Annotated in this window: 9 protein-coding genes; 3 read left to right on the top strand and 6 right to left on the bottom strand. The window is 70.4% G+C overall.

All coding sequences use genetic code 11. From position 1 onward, the window contains the following. Positions 1-21: 21 nt before the first annotated feature. Positions 22-3,570: a DNA polymerase III subunit alpha gene (dnaE, locus tag NYO99_RS05370; RefSeq protein ID WP_268166055.1), complete on the bottom strand. Its 3,549-nt coding sequence runs from the start codon at positions 3,568-3,570 to the stop codon at positions 22-24. A 211-nt stretch (positions 3,571-3,781) separates the two neighbouring features. On the opposite strand from dnaE, the gene NYO99_RS05375 reads away from it, so the two are divergent. Genes NYO99_RS05375 through NYO99_RS05385 form a run of 3 tightly spaced genes read left to right on the top strand, consistent with a single transcriptional unit; the run spans position 3,782 to position 6,581 of the window. Then, positions 3,782-4,747, top strand: coding sequence for a glycoside hydrolase family 43 protein (locus NYO99_RS05375; RefSeq protein WP_268166056.1), 966 nt, complete (start codon positions 3,782-3,784; stop codon positions 4,745-4,747). Continuing rightward, entirely contained in the window at positions 4,726-5,625 is a 900-nt protein-coding gene (locus tag NYO99_RS05380) for a hypothetical protein (protein ID WP_268166057.1), read from the top strand. The genes NYO99_RS05375 and NYO99_RS05380 overlap by 22 nt, the downstream gene beginning before the upstream one ends. Before the next feature lie 11 nt (positions 5,626-5,636). After that, positions 5,637-6,581: a peptidylprolyl isomerase gene (locus NYO99_RS05385; protein WP_268166058.1), complete on the top strand. Its 945-nt coding sequence runs from the start codon at positions 5,637-5,639 to the stop codon at positions 6,579-6,581. 154 nt (positions 6,582-6,735) lie between these two features. Here the strand turns inward: NYO99_RS05385 and feoB are convergent, their stop codons facing one another. The 5 genes from feoB to NYO99_RS05410 all read right to left on the bottom strand — a co-directional run bounded on the left by feoB (position 6,736) and on the right by NYO99_RS05410 (position 15,110). Further along, entirely contained in the window at positions 6,736-8,601 is a 1,866-nt protein-coding gene (gene feoB / locus NYO99_RS05390) for a ferrous iron transporter B (RefSeq protein ID WP_268166059.1), read from the bottom strand. Continuing rightward, a complete protein-coding gene (locus NYO99_RS05395; RefSeq protein ID WP_268166060.1) occupies positions 8,598-8,852 on the bottom strand; it encodes a FeoA family protein in 255 nt (84 codons plus the stop codon). The genes feoB and NYO99_RS05395 overlap by 4 nt, the downstream gene beginning before the upstream one ends. An 82-nt stretch (positions 8,853-8,934) precedes the next feature. Then, positions 8,935-12,684, bottom strand: a complete 3,750-nt coding sequence (locus NYO99_RS05400) for a hybrid sensor histidine kinase/response regulator (protein ID WP_268166061.1) — start codon at positions 12,682-12,684, stop codon at positions 8,935-8,937. Next, on the bottom strand, positions 12,684-13,919 hold the full coding sequence (locus tag NYO99_RS05405; RefSeq protein ID WP_268166062.1) for a transporter substrate-binding protein: 1,236 nt from the start codon (positions 13,917-13,919) through the stop codon (positions 12,684-12,686). Before NYO99_RS05405 ends, NYO99_RS05400 begins: the two co-directional genes overlap by 1 nt. Positions 13,920-13,943: 24 nt before the next feature. Continuing rightward, positions 13,944-15,110, bottom strand: a complete 1,167-nt coding sequence (locus NYO99_RS05410) for a sensor histidine kinase (RefSeq protein ID WP_268166063.1) — start codon at positions 15,108-15,110, stop codon at positions 13,944-13,946. Positions 15,111-15,144: the final 34 nt, after the last annotated feature.

The following is a 15,144-nucleotide window of genomic DNA, read 5'->3' on the forward strand; positions in this document are numbered from 1 at the left end:
AATCATCGCCGATGCGACGCGTCAGCCAAGCTCGTAGATCACCTCAGCCGCCGAGCCCAATTTGGCCAGCGCCTCGTCGGCCGGCCAGAAGCGGCTGGACTCGCCCAGCTCCACCAGCCAGCGCGCACCGACGCGGTCGCCCTCGGGCTCGGCGCGCAGGCTGACGCGCACCGGCAGGCCCTGCTTGCGCACGCCGCCCTCCTCCGTCTCGACCTCGCGCGGCGGGAAGCGCTGCACCAGGTCGTGGATCAGGCCCGCCGCGCCCGCGTTGTTCAGCAGCAGGTGGCGGCCGAACTTGGCGCGCGCCGCCGTCAGGCTCCAGACCGCCTGCACGTTCATGCGCAGGCCGCCGGAGAAGCGGTCGTTCTGCACCTTGCCCTGGGCAATGATGAGCTCGTCCTCCACCAGCAACTCCTTGGCGGAGTTGAGCAGCTCCTCGTTGGCCACGGCCTCGATGGCGTCGCTCTTGTCGTCGAGCTTGAAGATGCCGACGCGGCCGCGCTGGCCGTTGATGACACGCATGCCGCTGACGATGCCAGCCACCATGGTGGGCTCGCGGCTGTCCTGCAGATCCGCGATCTGGCGCTTGACGATGCGCCGCACCTCGGCGCCGCTCTGGTCGAACAGATGGCCCGACAGGTAGAAGCCGATGGCCGTCTTCTCCAGCGACAACCGCTCCTTGATGCTCCACGGCTCGGCGTGCACCAGGTCCGGCTCGGCGGTGCTGGACGCGTGCGAGTCGCCGAAGTCGAACAGGCCGCCCTGGTCGGCATTGGCCTCGGTCGTCTCGGCATGCGTGTAGCCGCGCGCCACGCTGGCCAGCAGCTTGGAGCGCTCGGGGTTGATGCTGTCGAAGGCGCCGGCCTTGATGAGCGCCTCGACGACGCGCTTGTTGACGGCCTTGCGGTCCACGCGCAGGCAGAAGTCGTAGAAGCTCAGGAAGGGCCCGCCCGCCTCGCGGGCCGCGATGATGGCCTCGATGGCGCCGCGGCCGGTGCCCTTGACCGCGCCCAGGCCGTAGTTCACAAGGCGGTTGCTGAGCGGCTCGAAACGGTACTGCCCCTTGTTCACGCAGGGCGGCTGGAAGTCGATGCCGAACAGCTTGGCGTCGTTGAGCAACACCTTGAGCTTGTCGGTGTCGTCCATTTCGATGGTCATGTTCGCCGCATAGAACTCGGCCGTGTAGTGCGCCTTGAGCCACGCCGTGTGGTAGCTCAGCAGCGCGTACGCGGCCGCGTGCGACTTGTTGAAGCCGTAGCCCGCGAACTTCTCCATCAGGTCGAACACCTCGTCGGCCTTCACCTGGTCGATGCCCTTCTCCGCCGCGCCCTTGCGGAAGATCTCACGGTGCATGGCCATTTCCTCGGCCTTCTTCTTGCCCATCGCGCGGCGCAGCATGTCGGCGCCGCCGAGGCTGTAGCCGCCCAGCACCTGGGCGGACTGCATCACCTGCTCCTGGTAGACGAACACGCCATAGGTCTCGGCCAGCACCTGCTCCAGCAGCGGATGCGGGTACTCGATGGTCTCCTTGCCGTGCTTGCGCGCCACGAACGACGGGATCAGGTCCATCGGGCCCGGGCGGTACAGCGACACCAGCGCGATCAGGTCCTCGAAGCGAGAGGGCTTGGCATCCTTCAGCAGGCGCTGCATGCCCGGCGATTCAAACTGGAAGATGCTTTCCGACAGACCCTTGCCGAACAGGTCGAAGGTCTTGCGGTCGGTCAGCGGCACCGTGGCCCAGTCGAAATCGGCGCGATCGGCATGGCGGGCGACGATGAAGTTCTTGGCCAGCTCCAGGATGGTCAGCGTGGCGAGGCCCAGGAAGTCGAACTTCACGAGGCCGATGGCCTCCACGTCGTCCTTGTCGTACTGGCTCACCGCGCTGGTGGAGCCGGGCTGCTGGTACTGCGGGCAGAAGTCGGTGATCTTGCCCGGCGCGATCAGCACGCCACCGGCGTGCATGCCGATGGAGCGCACGGTGCCCTCCACGCGCGCCGCCATCTCCAGCAGGCCGGCCACTTCCTCGTCGGACTTCTCGCGCTCCTCGATCTCGGGCGACTCGTGGCGCGCGTAGACCATCTTGGCCTTCTCGGGGTCGAAGTTGGGCGGCAGCTTGGCCAGCGTGACCGTCTTGCCGGGCGGCGCCGGGATGAGCTTGGCGACGCTGTCCACATGGCCGAAGCCCATGCCCAGCACGCGGCCGATGTCGCGCAGCGCACCCTTGGCGGCCATCGTGCCGAAGGTAGCGATCTGGCTGACCGCCGGCAGGCCGTACTTGTTCTTGACGTAGTCGATGACGCGGTCGCGGTTGCCCTGGCAGAAGTCGATGTCGAAGTCGGGCATCGAGACCCGCTCGGGGTTCAGGAAGCGCTCGAACAGCAGGTTGTAGCGCAGCGGGTCCAGGTCCGTGATCAGCAGCGCATACGCCACCAGCGAGCCGGCGCCCGAGCCCCGGCCCGGGCCCACCGGGCAGCCGTTTTCCTTGGCCCAGCGGATGAAGTCCGACACGATGAGGAAGTAGCCCGGGAAGCCCATCTTGATGATGGTGTTCAGCTCGAACTCCAGCCGCTCGACGTAGCGCGGCCGCTCCTTCTCGCGCTCCACCTCATTGGGGAACAGGTGCACAAGCCGGTCCTTCAGCCCCGCGTGGCTGAGCTCGCGGAAGTACTGCTCCATCGGCATGGGCTGGCCGTTTTCCATCAACGGCGTCGGGAAGTTGGGCAGCTGCGGCTTGCCCAGCACGAGGGTGAGCGAGCAGCGCCGCGCGATCTCGACCGTGTTGCGGATCGCGCTGGGGATGTCCTTGAACAGCTCGCGCATCTGCGCCTGCGTCTTGAAATGCTGGCTGGGCAGGAAGCGCTTGATGCGCTTGGGGTTGGCCAGCGTCTCGCCCTCGGCCACGCAGACACGCGCCTCGTGTGCCTCGAAGTCCTCCTCGGTCAGGAACTGGATCGGGTGCGTCGCCACCACCGGCAGGCCCAGCTCGGCGGCCAGCGGCACGCTGGCCTGCACCAGCGCCTCCTGGCCGGGCAAGCCGGCGCGCTGCAGCTCGATGTAGAAGCGGTTGGGGAAGATGGCGCTGAGCTTGTTCGCCCACTCGCGCGCGCGCACCTTGTCACCCTGCATCAGTGCCTGGCCCAGGCCGCCCAGCTGAGCGCCGCTCAGGCAGATCAGCCCCTCGCCCAGCTCCTGCAGCCAGGCCCAGGTCACGCAGGCCTGGTTGCGCTGCACGTTCTGTATCCACGCCCGCGACAGCAACTCGCTGATGTTCAGGTAGCCCTGCTTGTTCTGCACCAGCAGCAGCAGCCGCGTGGGCGGCTTGTCGGTGGCGTCGGGCTCCAGCCAGCAGTCGGCGCCCAGGATGGGCTGCACGCCCTTCTTGCGGCAGGCCGAATAGAACTTGATGCCGCCGAACAGGTTGGCCAGGTCGGTGATGGCTGCCGCCACCTGCCCATCCTTGGCCGCGGCCCCGGCCGCGTCATCGGTCCTCAGGGTGCCATCCACGACCGAGTACTCGGTGTGCATGCGCAGGTGGACGAAGGGCTGGTCGGCGGAAGCAATCTCGGACATCGCGGCATTGTAGGAAGCCGCCTCAGCGCCCCGCCCGAACACACGAGGCGGCCGCGTCCGCGCCGGCACGCACGGGGCGATGACGTATGACTATTGATTGATGTCAATTCTCGAATCGGCGTTACTTCGCATGCAGAAGCGCAAATAGTCATATTTAATTTGCTCAGGCACGCACGCAGAGGCGGCCATCCACAACGACCGGAGACACCCCATGTTCCTGACCCTGAAGCGCCTGCTGAGGCTGGCCGCCGGCTGCGCGCTCGCCGCCACCCTGACGGCACCGCAGGCGGCCCCCTGGACGCTGACCGGCGCCATCGGCACACACGACCCGCACCTCTACAAGACCAGCTCGACCTGGTGGCTGTTCGAGACCACCGACAACGGCGGCATCGCCGTGAAGTACTCCGCCAACGGCACGGCGTGGACGCAGGGCGGCCCCATCTTCAGCAACGGCCTGGCCTGGTGGAAAACCTACCTGCCGGCCGACAAGACCGCCATGGTGTGGGCGCCCGGCTGCGGCGAGTACAACGGCCTGGGCTATTGCTACTACGCGGTGTCCAGCTTCGGCTCGCAGAAGTCGGCCATCGGCCTGGCGACCTCGGCCGGCGGCATCGCGGCCGGCCAGTGGGTGGACCAGGGCGCCATCCTGAGCTCCAAGGCCGGTGACGGCTACAACGCCATCGACCCGGCCTTCGTGCTGGCCGCCAACGGCGACCCCTACCTCGTGTTCGGCTCCTTCTGGAACGGTATCTACATCACCCGCGTCAGCAAGGTGAACCTGAAGCCGCCGACGGGCGGGCTCGTCAACATCGCCCGCGACACGGTGAACGGCATCGAGAACGGCTTCGTCGTCCGCCGCGGCAGCTGGTACTACCTGTTCGCGTCCAAGGGCGCCTGCTGCCAGGGCGCGAACAGCACCTACCGCATCGTCGTCGGCCGCTCGTCGTCCATCACCGGGCCGTATGCCGACAAGGCCGGCGTGGCCATGATGTCCGGCGGCGGCACCGTGCTGGCGTCCAGCGGCACGCGCTTCAAGGGCCCGGGCGGGCAGTCGCTGCTGAGCGACGGCTCGGTGATGGCCTGGCACGCCTACGACGCGCAGAACAACGGCGCCCCGGTGCTGTTCATCGGCAACGTGACCTGGGGCTCCGACGGATGGCCGCAAGCGGTCTGGTGATCGCGCCGCCCGCGGCCCTGGTGCTCGGGCTCGCGCTGGTGGGCTGGGCCTGGTGGGGCCCTCCCGCCGAGCCCGCCGCGGTGCCCGCCCAGGGCGTGGCCGCCGCGAGCGTCGCGCTGCACACAAAGCACGGCGCGCGCTGGGCGGCCGACCCGCCGCCCGGCGCGCGCCCGGCAGCCGCCCCGCGTCCCGCGGTGGCGGCTGCGCCCGACCTGACCGCGTTGCTGACCGCCCCCGAGACCGCGCTGCGCACGACGCTGCACCAGGCGCTGGCCGCCCGCGCCCACGGCGGGCGCCTTTATGCCCGCGCGCTGGCCCGCCGCTGCGCGGAGCTGGCAGCCCTGCAGCCCGCGGACACGGCCGACGCCAACGATGCCCGCCACCAGCGTGCCGTCGCCCGCCAGGCCGCGCTGGCGGCCGGCTGCGGTCAGTTCGCGAACGCCGAGTGGCTGGCGCTCGTCAACGTGGCGCCCGACGACGCCGCCGGCGACCCGCTGCTGGCCGTGCAGCAGTCCGACCTGGACGGCGCGCCGCTGCTGCAGGCCGTGATGGCCCGGCCCGACGCGCTGCTGCTGGACGAACTCCGCGAGCGCCTGCTGCTGCACCGCCTCGACGGCGAGCCGGTGCTGTACTTCGACGGCCAGCGTTTCGACGACGAAGCCAGCCGTGCCACCGCCCAGGCCGCGCTGCACCTGCTGCCCTGCCAGTTCGGCCTGGCCTGCGACGAGCGTGACCCCGCCGTCTGGCTGGCCTGCCTGCGGGGCGAGGGCTGCACGGCCTCGCGCGCGGAGCGGGCGCCACCGGGCGCACAGGCGCTGGCGCAACGGCTGGCGGCGGCGCTGCGAGCGCGGGATTTGCACCGCTTCCTGCCGCGCTAAGCTGCGCGCCCATGAAACACCTCGCCCTTGCGCTGGCCACCGCCGGCCTGCTGTCCACGGCACTGGCAGCGCCGGCCACAAAGGCCAAGAAGGCCAAACCGGCCCCCGCACCCAAGCCGAGTGCCCAGGAAATCCTGGCCACGTCGCCCGCCAGCGATTGGCGCGGGCTGGACCCCGACAACACATTGCTGATGGAACTGCCCTCGGGCCAGGCCCTCATCGAGCTGGCGCCGCGCTTCGCGCCCGCCCACGTCGCCAACATCCGTGCCCTGGCCCGCGGCGGCTACTGGAACGGCCTGGCCGTCGTGCGCGTGCAGGACAACTTCGTCACCCAATGGGGCGACCCCGACGGCGACGACCCCACCAAGGCCCGGCCGCTGCCCGAGGGCGCCAGCGCGAAGCTGCCCGCCGAGTTCTCGGTGCCGCTGGACCGCGTCGGCAAGGCCGCCGGCTTCACCCGCCTGCGCGACGCCGAAGGCTGGGCGCCGCGCACCGGTTTCGCCGAGGGCTTCGCGGTGGCCGCCAACCCCAAGACGGGCAAGGCCTGGCTGGCGCACTGCTACGGCGTGGTGGGCGCGGGCCGCAGCGACGCGGTCGATTCCAGCAATGGCGCCGAGCTCTACGCCGTCATCGGCCAGGCGCCGCGCGGGCTGGACCTGAACATCACCGTCGTCGGCCGCGTCATCAAGGGCATGGAGCACCTGGCCGCGCTGCCGCGCGGCAGCGGCGCCATGGGCTTCTACGACAAGCCTGAGCAGCGCACCGGCATCCAGCGCGTGCGGCTGCTGGCCGACATGCCGGTGGAGGAACGCCCCGCGCTGCAGGTGCTGCGCACCGAGTCCGCCACCTGGGCGCGGCTGCTGGACGCGCGCCGCCACCGCGGCGGCTGGTTCGTGCACAGCCCGGGCTACATCGACGTCTGCAGCGCGACCGTGCCGACGCGGCCTCAGCCCTGAAGCCCCTCGTCCGGGCTCGCCGCGCTGAACGCGGGCGAGCCCTGACGGTCCCCCGAGGGGACGGCGATGCTTGCAGCATTGAGCCGCAAGCCCATCGCCAAACGGGCCGGCTCGGGAGCGGCCCAGCGCCCGGCCCGAACGCGACAAGAACGTATCAGGCGCCCAGAGCGAGCGCCACGCGATAGGTGATGAACGACGCCAGGTAGGCCAGCCCGAACAGGTAGCCCGCCGCGGCCAGCGCCATCTTCACGCCACCGGTCTCGCGCTTGATGGCGGCCAGCGTGGCCAGGCATTGCGGCGCGAACACGAACCAGGCCAGCAGCGACAGCGCGGTCGCCAGGCTCCAGGTCTGCGCGATCAGCGGCGCCAGCGCACCGGCGGTGTCGTCCCCGGTCGCCGACAGCGCGTACACGGTGCCCAGCGCGCTGACCATGACCTCACGCGCCGCCATGCCGGGCACCAGCGACAGGCTGATCTGCCAGTTGAAGCCCAGCGGCTCGAAGACGACGGCCAGCGCGCGGCCCAGGTAGCCGGCGATGCTGTACTCGATGGGCGCGCCCGTCGCGCCGGCCGGCGGCGCCGGGAAGGTGGACAACACCCACAACCCGATGGTCATCACGAGGATGATGCCGCCCACGCGCTTCAGGAAGATCATGGCCCGCTGCCACAGGCCGATGGCCACGCTGCGCGGCTGCGGCCAGTGGTAGGCCGGCAGCTCCATCATCAGCGGGCGCACCTCGCGGCCCGAACTGCCCAGCCGCTTGATGACCCAGGCCACTGCAAGCGCGCCGAGGATGCCCGCCACGTACAGCCCGAACAGCACCAGGCCCTGCAGCTCGAAGCCGCCCACCTCGCGGTTGGGGATGAAGGCCGCGATCAGCAGCGCATAGACCGGCAGGCGCGCCGAACAGGTCATCAGCGGCGCGATCATGATGGTGACCAGCCTATCGCGCGGGTTGGCAATGGAGCGCGACGCCATGATGCCGGGGATGGCGCACGCGAAGCTCGACAGCAGCGGGATGAAGCTGCGCCCCGACAGGCCCACGCTGCCCATCAGCCGGTCCAGCAGCAGCGCGGCGCGCGGCAGGTAGCCCGACTCCTCCAGCACGAGGATGAAGAAGAACAGGATCAGGATCTGCGGCAGGAACACGACCACGCCGCCCAGACCGGCGACGACCCCGTCCACCATCAGGCTGCGCAGCCAGCCCTCCGGCAGCCAGCCGCCCACCTGCTCGCCACACCAGGCGGTGGCCGCCTCGATCAGCCCCATCGGCGTCTCGGCCCAGGCGAACACGGCCTGGAACAGGAAGAACAGCAGTACCGCCAGGATCAGCGAGCCGAACACAGGGTGCAGCAGCACGCGGTCGACGCGGTCGCCGGGCAACTCCGGCAACTCCTCGGCCAGGCCCAGGCCGGTCAGCAGCGCATGGATGGCGGCTTGATCGTCCACGCCGGGGTCGGCGCTGACCGGCGGCGCCTGCCAGGCCTCGGGGCGGTCCAGCGTCGCACCCAGCGCGCTCAGGCCCTGCTTGTGGATGGCAACGGTGCGCACCACGGGCACCCCCAGCGCTGCGCTCAGCGCCGCCGCGTCGACCTCGATGCCACGCTTGGCGGCGAGGTCGGCCATGTTCAGCGCCACGACCACCGGCAGCCCCTGCCGACGCACCGCCAGCAGCAGGCGCAGCGTGCGGCGCAGGTTGGTGGCGTCCAGCACGCAGACGACCAGATCCGGCCGCTTCTCGCCGCGGGCGCGGCCGGCCAGCACGTCGCAGGTGACGCGTTCGTCCGGCGAGCGCGGGTGCAGGCTGTAGGTGCCGGGCAGGTCCAGCAGACGCAGCGTCTTGCCGGCGGGCGTGACGAGGCGGCCTTCCTTGCGCTCGACCGTCACGCCGGCGTAGTTGGCCACCTTCTGGTGGCTGCCGGTCAGGCCGTTGAACAGCGCGGTCTTGCCGCAGTTCGGGTTGCCGACCAGCGCAACCAGCTTGCCACCGCGGTGGACATGGATGGGCGCCTCGGTCATCGCGGCGTCACCGCGATGCAGTCGGCCTCGGCATGGCGCAGCGCGAACGTCGATTGCCCGACGCGCACCACCAGGTTGCCTTCGCTCAGGCGGCCGCGGCGCATCACGCGCACGGCCTCTCCCGGCAGAAAGCCCAGGTCGGACAGCCAGGTCGCCCATTCCGGCGAATGCGCCGGCGCGCTGACCTGCTGGACGGTCAGTGCCAGCCCGGCAGGGGCGTGGGCGAGGCTGGAGGGCAGCGGCTCGGACATGGAGGGCTTGCGGCGGCGACGCCAATGTTGAGAACAGTTCTCATTCTAAACACCGCTGCAACGGTGCCGGCCGCTGATGGACTCAACCGCGTCGCTGCGCAGCCAGCAGCGCATCACAGGCCTTGAGCGCCGAGGCGAAGTCAAGACGACCGACGGCAGCATTCAGCGCGGGAAACTCGGCGCCCAATGCCTGGGCGTGACCGGCCAACTGTTCGCACAGCGCCACGGAGCGCATATTGCGTTCGGCCAGCAACTGGCGCAGCTGCTGCAGCGCCAGCGGCACATCGAGCGCATCGACAGGCCCGCCGGCAGGCGGGGGCGGCGAGGCGGGTTGCAAGGCCGCCAGCGTCTCCTCCAGCAGCGCCCGCAGCGCCTCAGGATCGGCGCCGGCCACGTCGTTCAGACTGCGCACGGCCTGCTCCTGGGCGCCCGCCAGCGCGGCCAGCGCATTGCCGCCCACCGCGCCCGCCAGGCCACGCAGCGTGTGCAGTGCGCGGGCGACGTCAGGCACGCTGGCCTCGCGCCTGCTGCGCCGCAGGCTGTCGATCTCGGCCGGTGCGTCCTTGGCGAACGAGGCCACCAGGCGCTCGTACAGCGCCTGCCGCCCGCCCAGGCGTTGCAGCGCGGCGGCGCTGTCCAGCAGGCGCGGCGGCGCGGCCGGCGCCGCCGCGGGCACTGCAGCCTCGGCCCGGCCCGCATGGCGCCTCAGGGTCGCCACCAGTTGCTCCAGGTCCACCGGCTTGGCGACGTGGTCGCGCATGCCAGCGGCCAGGCAGGCCTGGCGGTCGGCGTCCATGGCGTTGGCGGTCATCGCGATGACCAGGCTGTCGGGCCGCTGTTTGAGGATGCGCTGCGTGGCCTCGAAGCCATCGATGTCGGGCATCTGCAGGTCCATCAGGATGGCGTCGAACGGCGGCTCGGTGACCAGCGCAAGGTGGGCCCCCTCCACGCCCCCGCCGGCCAGCGTCACGAGGGCGCCCTCGTCCTCCAGCAGCTCTTGCGCCACCTGCTGGTTGAAGCCGTTGTCCTCCACCACCAGCAGGCGCAGCCCGGCCAGGCGCTGCTGGACGAGCTCGGCGCGGCGCCGGCGCGGCGTGCCCTGCGTGGCCTCGGCGACGGCGTCCTGCAGCATAGAGGCCGTGACGGGCTTGACCAGATAGCCGCCCAGCGACGCGATCTCCTGCTCGCTGCGCTCGGCCAGCAACTCGCGGCCATGCGCCGTGACCATGATGATGACCGGTGCGTCGGACTCGTGGCTGTCGCGGATGCGGCGCGAGGTCTCCCAGCCGTCCAGCCCCGGCATGCGCCAATCCATCAGGATGAGTTGGTAGTGCGGCTCGCCCTGCTCAGCCGCGAGGTGCACCAGCGCCAGCGCCTGCTCACCGCTGGAGGCCAGGTCGCAGTCCCAGCCCAGGCTGGCGCCTATGCCCTGCAGCACCTCGCGGGCCATGGGGTTGTCATCGACGATGAGCACCTTGAGGCCGGGCCGCTGCAGCAGCTCGCCCTGCGGGTCGGCCGCGGCCTCGGGCAGGACCAGCTCGAAGTGGAAGCGGCTGCCCTCCCCCACGCGACTGTCCACGCGCACTTCGCCACCCATCAGGGCGACGAGCCGGCGGCTGATGGCCAGGCCCAGGCCGGTGCCGCCGTAGCGGCGCGAGGTGGTCTGCTCGGCCTGGCTGAAGCCGGTGAAGATGTGCTCCAGCTTGTCGGGCGCAATGCCGATGCCGGTGTCGATGACCTCGAACCGGATGCGCGCCCGCCCCGGCTGCCGGTCCGGCAAGCGCGTCAGCGCCAACACCACCTCGCCGCGCTCGGTGAACTTCAGCGCGTTGCCGGCCAGGTTCAGCAGCACCTGGCGCAGCCGCGTCGCATCGCCCACCAGGGCGGGTGGCAGGCGCGGGTCAAGCCGGAACAGCACCTCGATGTCCTTGCTCCCGACATTGGCCGAGAGGATGACGGCGAGCTCGCGCATGAAGTCGCTGAGCTCGAAGCGGTGCGGGTCCAGCTCCATCTTGCCGGCCTCGACCTTGGAGAAATCCAGCACGTCGTTGATGACGGCCAGCAGCGCCTGCGCGGCGGTGCGGGCCTTGGACGCGTAGTCGTGCTGGCGCGGTGACAGCTCGGTGCGCAGCAGCAGGTTGAGCATGCCCAGCGCGCCGTTCATGGGCGTGCGAATCTCGTGGCTCATGTTGGCCAGGAAGTCGCTCTTCGCCTGGCTGGCGGCCTCGGCCGCCACGCGGGCGCGTACCAGCTCGGTTTCGGCGCGGTGCCGCTCGGTCACGTCGATCAGCATCTGCACGACGTTCACGAGGCGCCCGCGCCGGTCGCGGATGGCGCTGGCGCTGCCGTCGGCGAACAGCTCACCGCCGCCCGGCAACGCGAAGCCGCGCTCGAAGCGCACATGCTCCATGCGCCCGGCGGCCAGCCGGTTCAGCTCGCCGCCGGGCAGCCGGCCGGGGCGGAAATCGGGCAAATCCGCCAGCTTGCCGCCACGCAGCTCGTCAGCCGTGCGGCACAGCATGGCAGTGAGCGCCAGGTTGACGTCCAACACGACACCCTGGGCATCGCACAGCGCAATGCCCACCTGCGCCCGCTCGAACACGCCGCGAAACCGCTGCTCGCTGTCGTTCAGCGCCCGCGTGCGCTGCTCCACACGGGCCTCCAGCAGCTGCCGCTCGACGATCAGCTGCTCGGTCATGTGGTTGAAGTTGCGCGCCAGCTCGCGGAACTCGCGAAAGCCATTGATGGGCGCACGCTCGTCCAGGTTGCCACCAGCGATGCGCGCCACCGCCCGGTTCAGCGACTGCACTGGCGCCACCAGCCGCCGACCGACCAGCAAGGCCAGCCCCAGCGCCAGCAGCATCGCAATGCCCAGCGCCGCGAGCAGGCGGTTGCGCAACGCATGCACCGAGGCAAAGGCCTCATCGGCATCGATGTTGACGGCGATGCCCCAGTCCAGCACCGGCAGGTGGCGCCACGAGGACACCACCGGCACACCGGCGTAGTTGTGGGTCAGCCCACTCCCGCTCTCGCCACGCAGCCCGCGCAGCGCGGGGATGGCGTCAGGGGCGAGAGGGTCCAGCGCCAGCTCGGCGTACTTGCCGGGGTCGCGCCGCAACGTGTTGACGAAATGGGCCTTGTCGCCGCGGCGCTGAACCAGGATGGTTTCGCCGCTGATCGCCAGCCCGGCAGTGTCCGCCGCCACGGCCAGCAGCCGCGCCAGCCGGATCTGCAGCACCAGCGAGCCCAGCACCTGGTCACCGTCCACGACCGCCTGCACGAAGTACAAGGTGGCCGGCTCGTCACGGTGGTGCTGGACCACCGGCGTGAGCTGTGCGTCCAGGCGGCCCAGCGCACGCCGGTGTGCGGCCAGCAGGCCGCTGCCGGCCAGCGTGCCGCCGTCCAGCGTGGCCATGCCGTCGCTGCTCCCCGGCAGCGGGCGCACCGAAAACGCAACCCGCCCGTCCGGGCGCACCAGCATCACGTTCGCGTACTTGCCGGTGTCCAGCAAGCGGCCGTACAGCGCACGCTCGCCGTCCAGCGGCCGGCCCATAGGCACGGTGCCGAGCAGCAACTCGCGCGTCACCGACGAGGCTGCCGTCAGGTGCGTGTCGATCTGCAGCTCGCTGAAGTACTCGTTGATCTCCGTCGACTTCTTGCGCGCCACGGCCACCACGCGCTCGGTCACCGTCTCGCGCAGGCTGCGCTCGTAACTGGCCAATTGCCACACACCCATCGCGCCCAGCGGCAGCATGGACAGCACCAGAAACCCCAGCAGCAACGCGGGGGCGATGCGCCAGGCCGGGCTGCGCGGCTCGTCGGCAGCGGCCATCAGCGCGGCTCCCCCTGGGGCGCCACCAAGGTGTGCCATTGGTCCTGCGTGCGGAACATGGGCCAGGGCATGGGCTTGATCTGGCGGGGGTCGTGCCAGACCTCCGCCAGCCGGCCGTCCGGCTGCACCTGGGCCATGCGCAAACTGCGCCATAGGTGGCGGCTCTGACCGTCCACCGCCGCCACGCCATGCGGCGCCTGCACGCTTTGCTGCAGCACGCTGGCGCCAACCACGGCCCCCTGGGTATCGCCCACTTCGCGCACTGCCGCCGCCCACAGCTTCACGGCCACGTAGGACGCGGCCGCAGCCTCACTGGCTTCACCGCCCTGCACGCGGCTCAGGCCCGCCTTGAACGCCTGGTTGACCTCGCCGGGCAGTGCCTGCAGGTAGCTGACCGCCGTGAAGTGACGCCCCAGCCGGCCGGCGCCGTAGGCCTTGAACTCGGGTTCGCCAACGGCAAACGACAGCAGGGGCAGATCAGCCAGGTCGGCCGCCACAAGCGCGTCGAACAATGCGCGGTTGCTCTCGCCACTGAGCGTGCTCAGCACGAGATCCGGTTGCAGCCGGCGCAGGTCTGCCAGCAGCGCGCCCATCTCCACCGACCCCGCCGGCAACCGCTGCTCAGCCATCACCCGGCCGCCGCTCAACGGCACGAACTCGCGCAGCACGGCATGCATGCGGCGCGAGTACGTGCCATCCGACCCGAGCAGCAAGACGCGTCGTCCAAAGCCGCTCATCGCCCAGTCTGCCGCGGGCAACTGACGCTGGTTGGGCACGGCGCCCAGGTAGATGATGTGCGGCGAGCGCTCCAGCCCCTCGTAGGCCAGTGGGTAGAACAACAGGTGCTGCTGCGCTTCCACGATGGTTCGCGCGGCCTGGCGGCAGGTGAAGGTGCCACAGCCAAACAGCGCGACCGCCTTGCGCTCGACGATGAGCCGCCGCGCTGCGGCGGCGACCGCCGACATCTCATTGCTGCCGGTGTCCTCCACCTGCAGCTCCACGCGCCGCCCCAGCAGGCCGCCATCGCGGTTGATCTCGTCCACCGCCAGCCTCAAGGCCGCCAGCAGCGGCGCCTCGGCGGCGGCCAATGGGCCGCTTTGCGCATGCAGCGCGCCGATGACGATGGGGCCACGCTGGGCAGCCGCTGCAGCAGGCGCACGCACCAGCCACAGCCCCACCGCCGCAGCAGCCACCAGCAACATCACCCCTCCAAGCAAGACGAGACGGCGGCGCATGGGCTTGAGCGTGGAGCCGGTTCGCTAGCTGGGCTGCCGGCGCGACTCCGGCGAGATCATCGGCAGCAGCAGCCGAGCGGTCGTGCCGACGCCCGGTGTGGACTCCACCTGGATCTGCCCGCCCAGCGCAAAGGTCACCAGATTGCGCACGATGTACAGCCCCGGCTCGCTGCGCTGGGCACCAAAGCGCGTCGAGAAGAACGGATCGAACACCCGCCCCAGCACGCCCGGCGGCATGCCGATGCCGTGGTCTTGCACGGTGATGACGAGTTGATCCGTGCCCTGCGGCCGCACCCGCAGGTGCACCTGGCCACCCGCCTCGCGGTAGGCGTGCTTGACTGCGTTCTGGATCAGCGTGGTGAGCACCTTGGCCAGCGCCCCGCGGAAGCTCAACAGGTGCAGGTCGTCGCCCACGTCGAGCTCGCAGCGCACCTGATGCGCCTCCAGCGACGGCGCCAAGCCCGCCACCACCTCGTGCAGCAACTCCAGCAGCGAGAAGCTGCGCCGCTGGTCGCCAAAGTTGTCGGCCGTGGATTGCAGGAAGGAATCGACGATGGACAGTGCGCGCTGCAGGTTGGACAGCACGAGGCCCACGCTTTCCTCGCTGACGCGCAGGTGCTTGTCCAGGTCGCTGCGGCGCACCTGGTTGGCCTGCACCTGGCTGGCCAGTTGGGCAACATCGTCCTGCAGCGTGCAGGCCGAGATCAGCGCATTGCCCAGCGGCGAACTGAGTTCCTGGGCAATGCCGGCGATCGTGCGCCCCACCGAGGCCAGCTTGTCGCGCTGAAAAAGCTCGATCTGCGAGCGCGCAAAGCTCTCGGACGCGAGCTTCAGCGCCAGCTGCGTGCGCACCCGGGCCTTCACCACCACGTCGACAAACGGCTTGGGGATGTAGTCGACCGCGCCATGAGCGAAGCCCTCGGCCTCGTCGTCGGCGCTGCCCTGCACGGTGACAAAGATGATGGGGATGCCACGGGTGCGGGGGTCCGCCTTGAGGCGGTCGCACACCTCGTAGCCGCTCATCTCCGGCATCAGCACGTCCAGCAGGATCAGGTCCGGCAGCTGCTGCGCACAGAACGCCAGCGCCTCGGCGCCGCTGGTGGCCATGGACACCTCGCAGTCATCCACCAGCAGCTGATACAGCGCGTGGATGTTGCTGGGCTGGTCATCGACGACAAGGATCAACGGCATGGTTGGTCAGGATAACCGCAGCCTCAGCCGCCGC

The sequence above is a fragment of the Roseateles hydrophilus genome (genome assembly GCF_026712245.1).
GTDB lineage: Bacteria > Pseudomonadota > Gammaproteobacteria > Burkholderiales > Burkholderiaceae_C > Pelomonas > Pelomonas hydrophilus.